Origin of the sequence: Propioniciclava flava, assembly GCF_004126535.1 — a bacterium.
Lineage (GTDB): Bacteria > Actinomycetota > Actinomycetes > Propionibacteriales > Propionibacteriaceae > Propioniciclava > Propioniciclava flava.
Genome location: NZ_PPCV01000002.1, coordinates 293,533 through 309,306, shown reverse-complemented (window position 1 = coordinate 309,306; position 15,774 = coordinate 293,533). Strand labels below are relative to the sequence as shown.

The 15,774-nt window shown below is 68.5% G+C and carries 17 protein-coding genes and 1 tRNA gene; 7 read left to right on the top strand and 11 right to left on the bottom strand.

Going from position 1 to position 15,774, the window contains the following annotated elements:
* Positions 1-50: 50 nt before the first annotated feature.
* From C1706_RS04240 to C1706_RS04230, 3 genes are all read left to right on the top strand, one after another.
* Positions 51-1,088, top strand: coding sequence for a class I SAM-dependent methyltransferase (locus C1706_RS04240; protein ID WP_129457968.1), 1,038 nt, complete (start codon positions 51-53; stop codon positions 1,086-1,088).
* Complete coding sequence (locus C1706_RS04235; RefSeq protein ID WP_129457967.1) at positions 1,085-1,861, top strand: YwiC-like family protein; 777 nt, start codon at positions 1,085-1,087, stop codon at positions 1,859-1,861. The genes C1706_RS04240 and C1706_RS04235 overlap by 4 nt, the downstream gene beginning before the upstream one ends.
* Before the next feature lie 86 nt (positions 1,862-1,947).
* On the top strand, positions 1,948-3,306 hold the full coding sequence (locus tag C1706_RS04230; RefSeq protein ID WP_206660959.1) for a glycoside-pentoside-hexuronide (GPH):cation symporter: 1,359 nt from the start codon (positions 1,948-1,950) through the stop codon (positions 3,304-3,306).
* 80 nt (positions 3,307-3,386) lie between these two features.
* Here the strand turns inward: C1706_RS04230 and C1706_RS04225 are convergent, their stop codons facing one another.
* Positions 3,387-3,569 carry a YegP family protein gene (locus tag C1706_RS04225; RefSeq protein WP_129457966.1) on the bottom strand — a complete coding sequence of 61 codons (183 nt, stop codon included), beginning with the start codon at positions 3,567-3,569 and terminating at the stop codon, positions 3,387-3,389.
* A gap of 104 nt (positions 3,570-3,673) precedes the next feature.
* Here C1706_RS04225 and C1706_RS04220 point away from each other — a divergent pair, with 104 nt between their 5' ends.
* Positions 3,674-5,680, top strand: a complete 2,007-nt coding sequence (locus C1706_RS04220; protein WP_129457965.1) for a S9 family peptidase — start codon at positions 3,674-3,676, stop codon at positions 5,678-5,680.
* Positions 5,681-5,690: 10 nt separating this feature from the next.
* Positions 5,691-6,656 (top strand): hypothetical protein, encoded by a 966-nt coding sequence (locus tag C1706_RS04215; protein ID WP_129457964.1) that lies wholly within the window; start codon positions 5,691-5,693, stop codon positions 6,654-6,656.
* 29 nt (positions 6,657-6,685) lie between these two features.
* Here the strand turns inward: C1706_RS04215 and ypfJ are convergent, their stop codons facing one another.
* Positions 6,686-7,558 carry a KPN_02809 family neutral zinc metallopeptidase gene (ypfJ, locus tag C1706_RS04210; protein ID WP_241653417.1) on the bottom strand — a complete coding sequence of 291 codons (873 nt, stop codon included), beginning with the start codon at positions 7,556-7,558 and terminating at the stop codon, positions 6,686-6,688.
* A gap of 126 nt (positions 7,559-7,684) precedes the next feature.
* Here ypfJ and C1706_RS04205 point away from each other — a divergent pair, with 126 nt between their 5' ends.
* A complete protein-coding gene (locus C1706_RS04205; RefSeq protein WP_129457963.1) occupies positions 7,685-8,395 on the top strand; it encodes an NUDIX hydrolase in 711 nt (236 codons plus the stop codon).
* 112 nt (positions 8,396-8,507) lie between these two features.
* On the opposite strand, the gene C1706_RS04200 is transcribed toward C1706_RS04205, so the two are convergent.
* On the bottom strand, positions 8,508-9,362 hold the full coding sequence (locus tag C1706_RS04200) for a Bax inhibitor-1/YccA family protein (protein ID WP_129457962.1): 855 nt from the start codon (positions 9,360-9,362) through the stop codon (positions 8,508-8,510).
* Positions 9,363-9,436: 74 nt separating this feature from the next.
* Complete coding sequence (locus tag C1706_RS04195) at positions 9,437-10,186, bottom strand: quinone oxidoreductase family protein (RefSeq protein ID WP_129457961.1); 750 nt, start codon at positions 10,184-10,186, stop codon at positions 9,437-9,439.
* A 73-nt stretch (positions 10,187-10,259) separates the two neighbouring features.
* Here C1706_RS04195 and C1706_RS04190 point away from each other — a divergent pair, with 73 nt between their 5' ends.
* Positions 10,260-10,706 (top strand): MarR family winged helix-turn-helix transcriptional regulator, encoded by a 447-nt coding sequence (locus tag C1706_RS04190; RefSeq protein ID WP_129457960.1) that lies wholly within the window; start codon positions 10,260-10,262, stop codon positions 10,704-10,706.
* Between the two features lie 87 nt (positions 10,707-10,793).
* Here C1706_RS04190 and C1706_RS04185 read toward each other — a convergent pair.
* The 7 genes from C1706_RS04185 to C1706_RS04155 all read right to left on the bottom strand — a co-directional run bounded on the left by C1706_RS04185 (position 10,794) and on the right by C1706_RS04155 (position 15,743).
* A tRNA-Leu gene (locus tag C1706_RS04185) sits at positions 10,794-10,866 on the bottom strand.
* Between the two features lie 97 nt (positions 10,867-10,963).
* Positions 10,964-11,881, bottom strand: a complete 918-nt coding sequence (locus C1706_RS04180; protein WP_129457959.1) for a Ppx/GppA phosphatase family protein — start codon at positions 11,879-11,881, stop codon at positions 10,964-10,966.
* Positions 11,878-12,381: a DUF501 domain-containing protein gene (locus C1706_RS04175; protein WP_241653428.1), complete on the bottom strand. Its 504-nt coding sequence runs from the start codon at positions 12,379-12,381 to the stop codon at positions 11,878-11,880. Before C1706_RS04175 ends, C1706_RS04180 begins: the two co-directional genes overlap by 4 nt.
* A 48-nt stretch (positions 12,382-12,429) precedes the next feature.
* Entirely contained in the window at positions 12,430-12,999 is a 570-nt protein-coding gene (locus C1706_RS04170; protein ID WP_129457957.1) for an FtsB family cell division protein, read from the bottom strand.
* A 179-nt stretch (positions 13,000-13,178) separates the two neighbouring features.
* Positions 13,179-14,459: a phosphopyruvate hydratase gene (gene eno, locus C1706_RS04165; protein WP_129457956.1), complete on the bottom strand. Its 1,281-nt coding sequence runs from the start codon at positions 14,457-14,459 to the stop codon at positions 13,179-13,181.
* Between the two features lie 122 nt (positions 14,460-14,581).
* Positions 14,582-15,232 (bottom strand): nucleoside triphosphate pyrophosphohydrolase, encoded by a 651-nt coding sequence (locus C1706_RS04160; RefSeq protein WP_431830686.1) that lies wholly within the window; start codon positions 15,230-15,232, stop codon positions 14,582-14,584.
* Positions 15,225-15,743: a hypothetical protein gene (locus C1706_RS04155; RefSeq protein ID WP_129457954.1), complete on the bottom strand. Its 519-nt coding sequence runs from the start codon at positions 15,741-15,743 to the stop codon at positions 15,225-15,227. The genes C1706_RS04160 and C1706_RS04155 overlap by 8 nt, the downstream gene beginning before the upstream one ends.
* Positions 15,744-15,774 lie beyond the last annotated feature (31 nt).

The following is a 15,774-nucleotide window of genomic DNA, read 5'->3' as shown; positions in this document are numbered from 1 at the left end:
CACGAATCCGGGCACTCCTCCACAAAGGCCCCTCAACGACACTCGGTAGTATGTCGCTCATGCCCCTGGATCCGGTCTCGACGTTGATGCTGGAAGAAGCGGGTCCGCTCCCGGATCGGGTCTTGGTCCTGGACGATCCCGAAGGCGATCTCGTCGCTGCGGTGGCGGACGCCGGGGTGCAGGTGCGGGCCTGGAACGACGACGTGCGCGATGAGGCCCAGGTGCCCGTGGACGCACGCCTGACGGGCCCTTTCACCGGGTGGTCCCCCGACCTGGTGCTGTGGCGGCTGCCGCGTGCCCTGAGCGCCCTGGAGGATTACGCGCAGACGCTAGCCAACGACCTTCCCGCGCACGCCCGCGTCATCGCTGGGGCCCGTATCAAGCACATGACTCCGGGGCAGAACGCGGTACTGCGGCGCTCGTTCGCTGAGGTGTCTGCGAGTCTGGGACGCCAGAAGGCGCGCGTGCTGCGGGCATCTGGCCCGCTCCCGACCGCGCCTCGCTGGCCCCAACGGCGCTACGTCCCTGAACTGGGCGTCACTGCGGTCGCCCACGGCTCGGTCTTCGCGACCAACCGGCTTGATCCGGGGACGCACCTGCTGCTGCGGACGCTCGCGCGCGCCACCGCTGAGACGGGCGACGCCCAGCAACGCCCACGCGGCGCTGCCATCGACCTGGGATGCGGGTCGGGGCTCATCGCCACCTGGCTGGCCTCCCACGGGTGGAGCACGACCGCGATCGACGTCTCGCGGTATGCCCTGCTGTCCACCCAGCTCACCGCCCGCGCGCAGAACGCGGAGGTGGCGCTACGACGCGCCGACGGTTTGGTGGGAGTGCCGCACGACAGCGTCGACCTGATCGTGTCCAACCCGCCGTTCCATCGGGGTGCGGCCAAGGACTCCACCCCGACGTTTGCCATGATCGCTGCGGCCAAGGCGGCCCTGCATCCGGGTGGGGAACTGTGGCTGGTGTTCAACTCGCACCTGCCCTACTTGCCCGCCCTGCGCGCTCAGGTGGGCCCCACCACGGTGGAGGCCCAGGATCGCTCCTTCATCGTCACACGCACCCTCAAAGAACCCACGCGATGAGCGGGCGCGCCTTCCGCACGGGATGGGTGCCCAATCAGCACGGCGCGTGGGCCATGCTCGTCACCCCGTTCGCCATCGGACTCATCCTCGCGGTGCGGGCCGGGACGGCTGGGGGCTGGCTGTTGGCCTTGTTCGCGTGCTGGATGCTGGGCTACTTCGCCTTCCATGACGCCTCCTTGTGGTTGAAGGCTGCGCCGTCTCGGCGGCACCGGTACCTGGCCCCGCTGATCACCTACGGCCTGGCCAGCGCCACGGCCGGGCTGGTGACGCTGATGGGGGCGGGATGGGCGATGGCCTGGTGGGGTCTGGCCTATCTGCCGCTCCTGCTGCCCGCGTTGTGGCTGGCTTCCCGGCGCCAGGAGCGTGCCACGGCGGGCGGGGCTTTGACGGTGGCCGCAGCGTCGCTGATGACGCTCGTGGCGCGGTTTCCCGATCCGCGGACCCTCACCGCCGCCGAGTGGCTCACGCCCGTCCTGGTGACGGGCGCGGTGTTCGCCTACTTCTTCGGCACGGTTCTTTATGTGAAAACCAACATCCGCGAGCGCGGCAGCCGCGGATTCCTGCTCGCCTCGATCACCTGGCACGGCGCCGCCACCGTGGTGGCCGCGACGCTCGCGGGCGTCGGCGTCCTGCCCTGGTGGTGGGCAGCGTTCTTCGCCGCGACGACGATCCGTGCAGCCTGGGTGCCGCGGCTGGGGTGGAGCGCTCGCAAGCTTGGCATGGTCGAGGTCGTCTTCACCGTGGTGTTGATCGTCTGCTTCCTCGTGGCCTAGGAGCGCGGTTCGCCCCAGGGCGGCGGCTACCGAGGGAACTGGCTGCGCGCCTCCCGTCGGTGGCCCGCATCCCGTAGGTTGCGCGCGTGACCAAGACCGCGATCCGCCGCAACCGGTGGGCTTTCGCCGTGGGCACGGTCGGCCGCGACATGGTCTACACGATGATGGCGCTGTTCCTGATCGTCTTCCTCACCGAGGTTCTCGACCTCGACGACACGACCCTGTGGTGGGTCAACGGCATCCTGCTCGTGACGCGCATCGTGGACGCCTTCACCGACATCATCATGGGCGGCATCATCGACAACACCGCCACCCGCTGGGGCGCCTACAAGCCGTGGATCAGCGTCGGCGCCGTCGCGACCGGCGTCTTGACCCTGGTGCTGTTCAGCGATCACGGGCTCAGCGGGGCAGGCTTTGTGCTGGCGTTCGCCGTGATCTACCTGGCGTGGGGGCTGTCGTTCACCATGAACGACATCGGCTACTGGTCGATGCTGCCCTCCCTGACCCGCGACGGCGCCGAACGCGAGCGGATCAGCGCGTTGACGAAGGTCTTCGCGACCATCGGGCTGTTCGTCACGGTCGTGGCCATCGTCCCCGTGACGACCGCCCTGGGCGCAGGCCCCTCCGCCTGGACGACCTTCGCGGGCATCGCGGTCGCGATCATGCTGGTGGGACAGTGCGTCACCGTGTTCGGCGTCCGGGAACCGGCGACGACCCAGGTCCGCGAGCACACCCCGATGCGGGAACTGTTCTCGATCGTGGCTCGCAACGACCAACTGGTGTGGACCGCCATCGCGATGATGCTGTTCCTCATCGGCTACAACACGACCACCAGCTTTGGGATCTACTTCTTCAAGTACGCCTACCGCGACGAGGGCATGTATGCCCCCTTCGCCGCGATCGTGGGAGTGGCACAACTACTGGGCTTCGCCCTGTTCCCGTTGTTGCGGCGCCGCCTATCGCGGCGCGCCCTGTTCACGCTGGCGATGGGCCTCGTCATCGCGGGCTATGTGGTCTTCTTCTTCTCCCCCATGAACCTCATCCCCATTGGCATTGCGGGGCTGCTCATGTTTGCGGGTCAGGCCATCGTGGTCGTTCTCATGATCGTGTTCTTGAGCGACTGCATCGAGTACGGCGAATGGAAGCTGGGCCGTCGCAACGGGGCGGTCACGTTCGCCGTCCAGCCGTTCATCAACAAGATCGCGGGCGCGGTCGCCACCGCCATCGTGGGCGCCACCCTGATCGTGACCGGGATCAACACCGCAGCCACCCCCGACGACGTGACCCCCGAGGGTTTGCTGGGCTTGCGCGTCATGATGCTGTTCTTTCCGCTCGCCCTGATGCTGGTCAGCTACGTGGTCTACCGCCGCGGCTACCGCATCGATGAGGCGTTCCGCGAGCGCATCCTCGCCGACCTGAGCGCCCGCCCCAGCGCCCAGAAATAGCGCGTGGGCGTGCCCTGCGGCCCAGACATGACCATGCCCCGACCGCGCACAGCGGGCCGGGGCATGGACGAGGGGATGTCTCAGCTTTCGACGTCGACGATCTTCGCCTCGGGCGCATTCTTTTGGACCGACGCGATGCCACCGAGGCAGGAATCCTTGCTCTCGTAGCCCTGGCTGGCTGCAATCACCTGGCCATTGGTGGCCTTCAGACGGAAGCGGTACTTCCCTGCCGCGTCCTTGTACACCTCGAACGTTCCCGCCATAGCGAACCTCCTGATCTTGTCACCGGAGCCACCGGATAGCGCACAGCCTAGGGGTTGCCATCCCGCCGGGGCTCTTGCGACGCGCCCGCAGTAAGGTGCGAACCATGCGTGCCGATCAGCTTCCGTTGTTGTTCACCGTGGGGCAGCCCACCGTCGCACCCGATGGCTCGTTCGCCGTCGTCTCGGCCACCCGGCCGAGCTTCGAGGCGGACGCCTACACCGGTCAGTTGTGGCGCATCCCGCTTCACGGCGGCGCACCGACGCGCATCACCCGCGGCTTCCGGGACACGGCCCCCGCACTCAGCCCCGATGGCCGCCTCCTCGCGTTCGTGCGCTCCGACCCCGGCCAGCCCGGCCAGATTTGGGTGGCCCCGGCCACCGGCGGTGAGGCCGCACAGGTCACCGACGCACCCCTGGGCGCCTCCGCACCGGCGTGGTCGCCGGATTCGGCGTCCCTGGTCTACCTGGCCCGCGTCCCCGATCATGGCCGCTACGGGACGCTGGAGGGAGTTCCTGCCCCGCAGGAGGATCCCCGTCACCTGACCGGCTACCAGATCCAGGCCAACGGCTTGGGCTGGTCGACCGACCGCATTGCCCAACTGTTCGTGGTTGCGACACCCGACCCGTACGCGGAGCCCCCGATCGCTCCCGTGGGCCGGGCCGCAGCCGCGCAGGAGGCGACGAGCCTGCTGCCGGCCTCGCGTCAGCTCACCCACGGCGCCAGCGACGTCGAGTCGGCCCTCTTCACCCCCGATGGGTCGGGCGTTGTGATCGTCACCCAGCGCGGCGCCGACCTCGACGTGACGGTGCGCTCCAGCCTTTACCGGGTCGACGTCGCCACCGGTGAGGAGACACCCGTCCTCGCCGACGGACGCATCAGCTACGTCGCGGCCACGTATTCCGCCGACGGCGCCCACCTGTACGCGCTGGGCGCAGACATGGGCGAGGACGGCGTGCACTTTGTGGCAGCCAACCCGTCCTTGTACGTCGCCGATGCTGAGGGACGCTCCCCGCGTCGCCTCACCGACCCGGTCGAGGTCGAACTCCACCATCTCGCGCCCGCTGGTGCGGCCGACGTGTGGACCGTGCGCGCGCAGCGCGGCAGCAGCGAACTGTGGCGTGTCACTCCCGCCGGTGACGTGGTGAGCGTGTGGTCGGGTAGCCCGACGGTCGGCCTGATCGCAGGGATCCCCGGCAGCGACGATGCCCTCGCGACGGTCACCAGCGTGGACGCTCCCAGCGAACTGGCCCGCGTCACCGGTGACGGCGAGCCGGGCCAGCAGTTCCTCACCGCTTTCGCGGAGGGTCTGCAGGCCGCGACGAGCATCGCCACTCCCACCGAACTCACGGCGACGTCACGCGACGGGTACCCCGTCCATGGCTGGGTCATCACCCCGCAGGGCCCCGGCCCCCACCCGGTGCTGCTCAACATCCATGGCGGACCCTACGCCGACTACACCGGCGACTTCTTCGACGAGTTCCAGATCCTCAGCGAGGCGGGCTATGCGGTCGTGTACTGCAACCCGCGCGGGTCCGCGTCCTACGGGCAGGCCCACGGCGCTGCCATCACCGGCAACTTCGGCGGTCTGGACACCGACGACGTGCTCAGCTTCCTCGATCACGCCCTGGCCACCGTGCCGGGGCTGGACGCCGACCGCGTCGGCATCATGGGCGGCAGCTACGGCGGCTACCTGAGCGCCTGGATCATCGCCCACGAGCACCGGTTCGCCGGGGCGATCGTGGAGCGCGGCTTCCTCGATCCGGCCTCCTTCCTGGGCGCCTCCGACATTGGCTGGTACTTCATGCCCGGCTACAACGGTCACACCCTCGCCGAGCAGGACCGGCAGTCGCCCATGCTCTTGGCCGACCAGGTCACCACGCCCACCTTCGTGGTGCATTCGGAGTTGGACCTGCGCTGCCCCCTCAGCCAGGGACTGCGGTACTTCACCGCGTTGAAGCAGGCGGGCGTCGACACCGAGATGCTGGTATTCCCCGGTGAGAACCACGAACTGTCCCGCTCCGGGACGCCGTGGCATCGGCGTCAGCGCTTCGACGCGATTCTGGACTGGTGGGACCGTCATCTCCCCGTCCACGGGCCCGTCGAGGGGTAGTCTCGGCACAGTGAGCCTTCCGCGCCGCACCGCCGCAGCCGCCGTGGTGCTCGCCGTGAGCGCTGGCTGCACGCCCGGAAACGCCTCAACGCCAACGCTCAGCCCGTCCGTCGCCCCGTCGTCGTCAGCCGCGGCGTCCCCGGCGACGCCGTCCGCGACGCCGTCGGAGCATCTTGACCTGTTCGCGCCGGGGGCGGCCCCCCAACTGGTGAGCCGCCTGCTGACGGCGGCAGGCGCCTCGCGGGCGATCATGGTGACCGTGACCGCGTCGGACGCGTCGGTGGCGGTGGTGCGCAACGGTGTCGCGGAGACGTGGGCGTGGCGTGCCGGACGCGTTCAGCAGGTGCAATCCGACATCAACTATGTGGCGCAGCGCGAGTTCGACCCGAGCGACTTCCGCTTCGACGATCTTGGCGCGCTGTTCCGGGCGGCCCAGGCCGTTTCGGGGTCCGCGTCAGGTCAATCGCTGCAGATCGTGGATTATTCGGCGGGCCTGGTCTCCATGTCCGTCTCCACGAACCCCGAGACCAGGCCGGTGTTCTTCAACGCTGACGGCACCCTCTTGCCGACGCTGGATTTCAGCAGCGCCTGGGGGCTCCAGCAGGGCTACACCGACGTCGTGGGGGCGCGCGGCACGACGACTGGGCTGGGATTCGGTTCAGCGATCGGGGTCTATCTCGACTCGCCGCAGGATGCACAGGGCGCTTTTACTCGGCGTCAGCGCTCGGCCCGGACGCCCGTCATCGTCACGACGAAGACGTCGACCACCCGGCTGGCGCCGTTCGACCCGGCTCGGGTCACCCCGGCAACCGTGTGGGCCGTCTTGGAGGCGCTGCGCTCGCAGGATCGCTTCACCTTGGACATGACGTGGAGTTGCGAGGTCGACGACCGTGCGGCCACGGGCACCCCACGCATGTACTTCCAGGTGGGGGACCGCTCCTTCGTTACGGACCTGAGCGGCGCCGTCCTGCCCTGACGCCGCGCCGTCGTCGCCCGCGGGTGGGCTCAGCCGAGCGCTCCCGCAGCGAACGTGTTGCATTGGTTCGGATCCCCGGTGGTGAAGCCCTGCGACAGCCACTTCTTGCGCATCTGTGAGGAGCCGTGCGTCCACTGGGAGGAATCGACGCGTCCGGCGGACATGCGCTGGATGTGGTCGTCGCCGACCACCTCGGCCGCATCGACGGCCCGGTCGATGTCGTCTTGGGTGACGCTGGTGATGATGCCGGTGGGATCACCTGAGGCATAGCGCAGCCACACTCCGGCGTAGCAGTCGGCCTGGAGTTCGAGGCGCACCTGGGGCGAGCTTGCGCCGGTGCGCTGCCCTCCGGACTGGACCTTGCTCATCACCCCGGTGAGGTTCTGGATGTGGTGACCGTACTCGTGGGCGATGACGTACGCCTCGGCCGCGTCGCCGCCGTGCGCCCCCAACTGCGGCAGTTGGGTGGCAAAAAAGCTGGTGTCCAGGTAGACGAGGTGGTCGGCCGGGCAGTAGAACGGGCCGACATCGGCGGTCGCCTGACCACAGCCGGTGCTGATCGCGCGGTTGAACGTGACGGTCTTGGTCACCTCGTAGCCGGGGAGTGCCTGCTGCCAATACGACTGGATCGAGTTGGTGTAGGCCACGTAACGACAGTCGGGATTGGCCGCGATGTCGGCGCCCGTGCGGCAATGCGCATAGTCGCTGCTGGTGGGGGTTGCCGGAGCCGCCGGGGCACCACTGACCGCCCCCAGGAGCGCTCCCGGATCGAATCCCAGGACGAGAGCGACGAGGATGACCAGAATGCTGGCACCACCTCCGACGGCGACGGCGCCACCGCGTCGTCCTCCTCCACCGCCCATCTGGGACGGATCGAGTTGGGCCCCCGAGTTGTATTGCACGCGTCGCACCTTCCTGCCCCGGTACTGGTCTGGCTGAGCATAGCGCCGGGGTCGATTCGAGGGCAGAGGAGGTCCCCCCGCGTGCGGCGGCTTGGATTGGCCGGTGACGACGGCAAAGATGGAGGGATGCAGATCGTCGGCGTGGAGATACCAGGCGGTGCGCCTGTGCTGTCTTTCGCGCTAGGGCACGGGGAGGACCCGTACCAGGTGGTGTGGGAGCAGGGCTATCGGGTGACCCGCCCACTGTCGGTGACCGGCACCGTGGAGGATCTCAGCGTGACGCTCCTGGTCGCCGAGCACCATCGTCCGATCGTCCCGCGCGGGCCCCAAAAGATCCGCAGCACGCTGCGCCCCGACGAGTCCGGCTGTGAGCCCGTCGTCCGTCAGCGGCTCGCCGCCTACGCCCTGGTCGTGTCACGTCGGGGTTTGCTTGCCACGGAGTTCTCCTCGCGCACGGCCGTGCCTGGCATGTGGGGGCTCCCCGGCGGCGGCATCGATCCCGGCGAGAATCCGGCCGCCACGGTGCAGCGCGAGGTGTACGAGGAGACCGGGCAGACCATCGAGATCCTGCGGTTCCTCGATATGCAGTCCGACCACTGGATCGGTCACTCCCCCACCGGTGTCGTCGAGGATTTCCACGCGGTGCGGCTGATTTACGCGGCCCGTTGTGACGCCCCCATCGACGCCGTCGTCCACGATGTCGGCGGCACGACGGCGTCCAGCCGGTGGGTGCCCCCCGCCTCGTTGCGTGAGGTGTCCTGGATCAATGGGTCCCGGGCTCTGCTGGCCAAGCATGGCCAATCCGTCCTGCGCACCCTGCACCACCAGGGCGCCTGACCCCGTCCCCCCTCGGCGCCCAAGGGAGGGGGGAAACCTGTGCATCCATCGCAGCACGAAGCCCCGCCCGGACGACCCGGACGGGGCTTGACGTGGTGGTGACGAGGGAGCGCTAGTTCCTGAAGTAGGACATCAGGCGCAGCAGTTCGGTGTAGAGCCACACCATGGTGACCGTGATCCCGAAGGCGGCACGCCACGACTCCGAGGCAGGCAGACGGTTGCGGATGCCCTGCTCCACGTAGTCGAAGTCCATCAGCAGGTTGGCCACGGCCAGGCCGATCGCGACGAGGGAGACCACCAGCGCGATGATGTTGAAGCCGCCCCCGACCGTCCGAATGCCCAGATTGATGCCGAAGACAGCCAACACCAGGTTCACCAGCACGAGGCCGAGGAAAGCGAACGTCCCCAGCGTGACGATGCGACGGAACTTCGAGGTGATCTTGATCCGGAAGAACCGGTAGGCGAAGAGGGTCACCCCTGCCGCCATGAAGGTACCCAAGACCGCCTGGATGACGAGTCCCGCGTCGAATCGGAGAGCAAACATCAGCGTGAAGGCGCCGATGAAGGCACCCTCGATCACCGAGTACAGCATCACGAACGCCGGGTTCACGACACGCCGCAAGGAGACGAGCAGGACCGACACGAAGCCGACGATGGCGCTGACGATCAGCGTCGGGAGGAGCAGCGTGGGCGGCAGGAACATGAACGTCGCCGCCGCCGACAGGATGAGAACCCCCATCGTGATGGCGGACTTGGTGATGACGTCATCGACGGTCATGACCTGGCCTGCGGGCTGGGCGGGCTGCCCGTATCCGGGCTGCGCGTACGTCGGCTGCCCGTAGCCCTGCTGGCCATACGGTTGCTCGTAGCCCTGCTGGCCGGGCTGTCCGTAGCCAGCCGGGGCCTGGTAGGGCGCCGGAGCGTTGAACGACTCCGATCGTGTGAAGACCGGGTTGGTACTCCTCATGAGGGGTGCCTTTCCTTCGAGATTTTCTTCATCCTAGTCAACCTGGTGACTCGTCCGGCTATTCCGCGTGGCCCTCAGCACCCTGGGATCCCCCCGAGGAGAGGACGCTGAAGCCAGGCACAGCCCCGCTGGGGAGTCTCACGGCACGAGAACCAGACGAGGGGATGCCGCGGCGTCCTCCCAGGCTTGGGAGACGTCACGCAAAGCGACGGCGCGAGACGGCGTGACGATAGTCCCGGCGACGACTTCGTGGGCGAGCGGTCGTCGTCGAGTTCGATGCACCGGCGCACCCCGAACTCCGTCAGGTCGCTCATGCGCGTTGCGTTCCGCCCGACCGCCACGATCTCGGCGGCCCCCAGGTGGTGCGCCACCCGGACGGCCGCACGTCCGGCGCTCCCGGTGGCACCCAGAACGAGGACGCTCCCCCCAGGGCGCCAGTGGGCGCGTTGGCGCAGGGCAACCCAGGACGCCATGGCGGGGTTCATGGTCGCCGCCACTACGACCGGATCCGCACCTTCGGGCAGGACCACGCTGCGTCGCGGGTCCATCGCGACACGTTGCGCCATCGAACCGTGCGTCGTGTCGGGGGGAAGGAGGAAGTACACCTGTCGACCGTCGGGCAGGGCACCCACCCCATCTACCCCGGGGATCAACGGAAGCGCACCAGTGCTCGTGTAGTGCGATCCGGCTGCTTGTGAACGGACGCGTGGCGCGAGGGCGGCGGCGAGGACGTCGATCACGATCTCTTCCTCGCTCGCCACGGGTTCGGGGGCGTCGGCGTACTGGGGGTTGTGTCCATACGCCGTGACCAGAGCTGCCTTCATGACGGTCTCCTTTTACTTGGTATCACCAACTATATGCGTCGGCATGCGCTACGCAACGCGTAGGGTGAGCGCCATGCGCTCCGACTCAGGCCCCGCCGGCCCGCAGCAGGATGCGGCGGCAGAAGTCCTGGGAGCGCTCGTCCAAACCTCGTATGCGGTCGTCGACGCGGTCGCTGCCATCGCCGCCCGGCACCGCCTTTCGTTGACGCTGTGGCGCGTGATCGCGATCTTGCGCGACCGGACGCCCATGATGTCGGACCTGGCCGAGCACCTGGGACTCGACCGCTCCACCATCACCGGGCTGGTTGATCGAGCCGCAACGCGCGGCCTGCTCGTCAAGACGGGAGATCCGCTCGATCGCCGTTCTGTCCGCGTGCGCCTCACCGCGGCGGGCCAGGACCTCGCACGGACGTGTGCGGCGGAACTCAGCGAGGCGCTCTCCCCGGTGCTTCGACGCCTCAGCACCTCGGAACAAGAACACCTCGGCCAACTCCTGGACGCCCTCGACGTCACCGGCTGACGGGCCCTTCCCTTGTTCCGGCACGATCCGTGCGTGGCGTCCGAGAATCGCGTCGAGAAGGGATCGGCGCGATGAGCGGATGCTCGGTACCCCCGACGGGAGTCGAACCCGCACTTGGGCGGGTTTAAGCCGCCTGCCTCTGCCATTGGGCTACGGGGGCCAGCGGCCCTGCCTCCTGCAGTCTAGGGGTGGGGGCGGTGACCCCGCAGACGCGCTCGCCTGCGGTCGCGCGCCGCGCAACCCCGTGCTCGGAGGTGTCAGCGCAGGAGCCCCGCGACCAACCCGTCGAGGATGTCTGCTTCGCTGACGGTCAACGGCACGGGCAGACGCTCGGCGATGCGGCGAACGATCAAGGCCCCTGCACAGATCACATCCGCGCGCCCGGGCGCCATGGTGGGGATCTCAAGAACGCGCGACACCGGCCACGACAGCAGCGTCCGCGACAAAGCCACGATCTGCTCGCGTGTCACGGTGGCACCGTCGACCCTCGCGCGATCGTAGACGGGCAACTCCAGCACGATCGCGGCCAGCGCCGTCGCGGTGCCCCCCACCCCGAACCAGGTCGCGGGGGCGGCGAAGTCGATGCCGCTGGCGTCCAGCAGGCCGTCGATGAACGCGGTCGCCTCGGCGATCTCCTCGGCGGTGGGCGGATCGGAATGCAGGAACCGCTCCCGGATCCGCACCGACCCCATGTCGAGCGACACCCCCCTGGCCGAGGCGGCGTCCTCCCCGACGAACAACTCCGTCGAGCCGCCCCCCACGTCCATCACCAGCATCGGAGCCGCGACGACCCCGCGTGCGGTCGCCGCCGCAACCGCGCCACCGAAGGAGAGTTGCGCCTCCTCTTGGCCGGGGATCACCTCCGGGCGGACGCCCAAGCGCTGCTCCACGCCATCGAAGAAGGCTTGGCGATTGCCCGCGTCTCGTGCGGCGGAGGTCGCCACGAACCGGACGCGCTCCACACCCAGGTCGGCCAGGACGATGGCGTACTCGTCGCACGCAGCAAAGGTGCGGGCCAGCGCGTCGGGGTGGAACTCCCCCGTCGCATCCACGCCTTGCCCCAGCCTGGTGATGATCAGCCGACGATCCAGTTCGCGCACCCCGCCGGGACCGGCCTCGCTGACCAACAGTCGGATCGAGTTCGTCCCGCAGTCCACCGCCGCAACCCGCGTCATCGTTGTTCCTCCTGCACAGGATGCGCAGCACCGCACACGTCGCCGATGCGCGCCAACACCTCGTCCCCGAACGGGTTCACCCCTGGCCCAGCCGCGAGGGCGTGCCCGACGAGCACGTGCAAACACTTGACTCGCGTCGGCATGCCACCGGCGCTGATGCCCGCAATCTCGGGGACGTCACCCAGGAGGGCCCGATCGGCCAGATAGGCCTCGTGCGCGGCGCGGTAGGCGGCCGCCAGGTCGGGGTCGTGGGTGAGGCGCTCGCTCATCTCCACCATGACGCCCTCCGACTCGACCGTGGAGACGGCAGCAACGATGCGCGGGCACGTCAGGTAGTAGGTGGTTGGGAACGGGGTTCCGTCGGGCAGGCGCGGGCTCGTCGCGACGACGCCAGGTTCACCGTTCGCGCAGCGGTAGGCGATCCCGATGATGCCGCGTGGTGGACGCCCCAACTGGGCTTCCAGGACGGCAACGTCGGCAGCAGTGGCGGGTTCGATGATCGGCACGGCCGCCACCCTACTGCGCCTGCCGCGTCGGCTCGGCGTGGATCAGCGGTTGACGCCCATGGGGGTGTCGGCGTTCTTCATCGAGGACGCCAGCCGGTCCCACCATTGCGCCTCAAGCTGATTGCCCTGCGGGTTTCCCACGCCTTCGATCTCGTTGGAGCCAGACAGCACCTGCCCGTGCTCGTCGACCACCCGGTAGCCGACCTCGCTGGGCATCACCCAGCCGAGGCGGGCGCGAGCTTGGGCTTTGACGTAAGCGGAGTCGTCCCAGCGGGCCAATTCGTCCTGCAACTCGGTGACGCGCTCGGACCGCGCCGCGATGGCGGCGTCGGCGGTGGCCAGATCACCGGACTGGATGTACCACACGCGCAGCGAGTTCGCGAAGGAGATCATGACAACGGCCAGCACCACGATCGCGATCAGGGCTCGCGCGGTGAAATCGAACCGCCGGGGGCGGCGTGCCGGACGTGCTGCGGACTCTGGCACCGGGACGACGGCCCCGCCCTTCTTCGCCGCCGCAGAGGGGGACGTGGGCGTGCGCTTGCTGGACCGTCCGCGGCCGGACGGCTGCCGATTGTGTCGGTTTTCGCGCACCAACGGGGCCTTTCGCATGGGGAAGTATGCGCCTCCACAGTAGGCGGTGAGAACGTTTCACCCCAGGCCGACACCCCGCGCAGGTGCCATCCCAGGCACCAATCCTGGACGCCTACGCACACCATCCTGGGTGCCCGCGGACGCGAAACGGCCGGGCCCCGAAGGACCCGGCCGCTTCGATGATGCGGTGGTGAAAATCAGCCCTTGAACCGCGGGAACGCGGAACGACCCGCGTAGGTGGCGGCGTCATCGAGGGTTTCCTCGATGCGGATGAGCTGGTTGTACTTCGCGACGCGCTCGGAGCGGGCCGGGGCACCGGTCTTGATCTGGCCGCAGTTGGTGGCGACGGCCAGGTCGGCGATGGTGGTGTCTTCGGTCTCACCGGAACGGTGCGAGATCATGCACTTGTAGCCGTTGGTCTGGGCGAGGGTGACCGCGTCCAGCGTCTCGGTGAGGGTGCCGATCTGGTTCACCTTGACCAGCAGCGCGTTCGCGGTGCCGGACTCGATGCCCCGGGCCAGGCGGGTGGGGTTGGTGACGAACAGGTCGTCGCCCACGAGCTGAACCTTGTCGCCGAGGGCCTCGGTGATCTTCTTCCAGCCGTCCCAGTCCTCTTCGTTCAGCGGATCCTCGATGGAGACCAGCGGGTACTTCTCCACCAGGCCCACGTAGTAGGCGATCATCTCGTCGGAGGACTTCTTGGCGCCTTCGAAGGTGTAGCCACCCTCGTCGTAGAACTCGGAGGCGGCGACGTCGAGCGCGAGCGCGATGTCCTTGCCGGGCTCCAGCCCCGCCGCCTTGATGGCGTCGAGGATGAGGTCGAGGGCCTCGGCGTTGGAGTCGAGGTTCGGCGCGAAGCCGCCCTCATCGCCCAGGCCGGTGGACAGACCGCGGTCCTTGAGGACCTTCTTCAGGGCGTGGTAAACCGAGGCGCCCTTCTCGACGGCCTCGGCGAACGTTTCCGCGCCGATCGGGGCGATCATGAACTCCTGGATGTCAACGTTGGAGTCGGCGTGCGACCCACCGTTGAGGATGTTCATCATCGGGACGGGGAGCACGTGGGCGTTCGGGCCGCCCACGTAGCGGAACAGGGGAAGGCCAGCCGACTCGGCGGCAGCCTGAGCCACAGCCAGGGACACGCCCAGGATGGCGTTGGCGCCCAGCTTGGCCTTGTTGTCGGTGCCGTCCAGTTCGAGCATGACGGCGTCGATCTCGCGCTGGTCGGTGGCGTCGAAGCCAATGACCTCTTCGGCGATCGCCTCGTTGACGTTCTCGACCGCCTTCAAGACGCCCTTGCCGCCGTAGCGGGCCTTGTCTCCATCGCGGAGCTCCACGGCCTCGAAGGCGCCGGTGGAGGCACCGGACGGAACCGCCGCGCGGCCCAGCGAATCATCATCCAGGAGGACCTCGACCTCGACGGTCGGGTTACCGCGGGAATCCAGAATCTCGCGGGCGGTTACGACATCGATGAGTGCCACAGTGACATACCTTTCGTCGGTGAGTGGACCACCTCCAGGGTATCGCTCACCGGCACAAAGTGCTGGTGCGTATTTCGATCGGCGGGCGAGGCGGCACGGAGGCGATCAGGCATGCCTTCGGCTCACAGCGTCGCGTCGGACCCCTGTGCCTGTTCGGCGGCGACCACGGCCTGCTCGAGGGCACGCACCGCGTCACGGACGGCCTGGTCGGCGTCCAGGCCGCTGGCCTCGGCCCGGGCCACCAACTCCAAGATGCCCGCCCCCGTCGCCTCCGCAGAGATCGGCTGGCGCGGCAGTTCCAAAGGCACGGCGAGCTTGCGCGTCCGGCGGATGACCTTCATGCTGCGGGCCAGCGCATTCAGCGGGGGAATCCCGTCCAAGGCGGAGGTGCGACCCTTCTCGGCGCGCTTACGGGCCTCCCAGGTCGCGTCCAGGTCGCCGGGCACCTCACCGGACGCGAACACGTGCGGGTGACGAGCGACCAGCTTGTCGGCGATGCCGTGCGCGACATCCTCCAGGTCGAAGCGGCCCTCATCGGCGGCGATCTGCGCATGGAACAGCACCTGCAACAGCAGGTCGCCGAGTTCTTCGACGAGGTGGGGATCCTCGCCGTCCTCGATCGCCTCGACGACCTCAGCGGTTTCCTCGATCAGGTACGTGACCAGCGACCGATGCGTCTGCTCGGCGTCCCACGGGCAATCACGGCGCAGCCGCGCCATGACCCCGATGAGACGCATCAGTTCGGGGTGCTGATCGGCCATCGGTTCAGCGATTGGCCTGCAACGCCTCGAGCGACGTCGACAACGCCGAGGACGTGAGCGCCGCCTGGGACGCGGACCAGTTCCCGTAGCGGGGGTTGACCTCGATCTGGATGCGGCTCAGTTGGTCGAGGTAGGCGTTTTGGCCGAGCTTGGAGGCCACGACCGCATTCGTGGCGATCCCGTCGATCAGCGGGCCGACGTCGGGGGACGCGAACAGGGCCGGGCTGACGGTCACGGCAGACTGCTTGGCCGCCGTCGTCACCTCGATGTTGTTCTGCGCGGCGATCTGCCGGGCGGCCTCGCCCAGCGCGAACCCGGAGGCCGCGGTCTGCAGCACTTCGGTGGCGTCCGCATCGCCGCCACCACGGATGTCCTGAATCGCGACCGATGCACGCACGATCGCATCGTCGGAAATGCGGGTCTCGCCGACACGCACCCCCGTTCCGGGCCAGGAGGCGCACCCGGTGAGGGTGAAGGCCGCGAGGGCGGCACCTACGGCGAGGCGGCGAATTGCCTTGTTCATCAGTGGACTCCTGAACGCGTGACAGTCGTGG

What these genes read in the sequence shown, in the direction of transcription:
- C1706_RS04220 (WP_129457965.1), top strand. Translation starts at nt 3,674, where the DNA reads ATGCGTGCCGATCAGCTTCCGTTGTTGTTCACCGTGGGGCAGCCCACC.
- C1706_RS04180 (WP_129457959.1), bottom strand. Translation starts at nt 11,881, where the DNA reads ATGACGCGGGTTGCGGCGGTGGACTGCGGGACGAACTCGATCCGACTG.
- C1706_RS04170 (WP_129457957.1), bottom strand. Translation starts at nt 12,999, where the DNA reads ATGCGAAAGGCCCCGTTGGTGCGCGAAAACCGACACAATCGGCAGCCG.
- C1706_RS04155 (WP_129457954.1), bottom strand. Translation starts at nt 15,743, where the DNA reads ATGAACAAGGCAATTCGCCGCCTCGCCGTAGGTGCCGCCCTCGCGGCC.
- C1706_RS04225 (WP_129457966.1), bottom strand. Translation starts at nt 3,569, where the DNA reads ATGGCGGGAACGTTCGAGGTGTACAAGGACGCGGCAGGGAAGTACCGC.
- C1706_RS04195 (WP_129457961.1), bottom strand. Translation starts at nt 10,186, where the DNA reads ATGAAGGCAGCTCTGGTCACGGCGTATGGACACAACCCCCAGTACGCC.
- C1706_RS04205 (WP_129457963.1), top strand. Translation starts at nt 7,685, where the DNA reads ATGCAGATCGTCGGCGTGGAGATACCAGGCGGTGCGCCTGTGCTGTCT.
- C1706_RS04200 (WP_129457962.1), bottom strand. Translation starts at nt 9,362, where the DNA reads ATGAGGAGTACCAACCCGGTCTTCACACGATCGGAGTCGTTCAACGCT.
- C1706_RS04190 (WP_129457960.1), top strand. Translation starts at nt 10,260, where the DNA reads ATGCGCTCCGACTCAGGCCCCGCCGGCCCGCAGCAGGATGCGGCGGCA.
- C1706_RS04235 (WP_129457967.1), top strand. Translation starts at nt 1,085, where the DNA reads ATGAGCGGGCGCGCCTTCCGCACGGGATGGGTGCCCAATCAGCACGGC.
- C1706_RS04240 (WP_129457968.1), top strand. Translation starts at nt 51, where the DNA reads ATGTCGCTCATGCCCCTGGATCCGGTCTCGACGTTGATGCTGGAAGAA.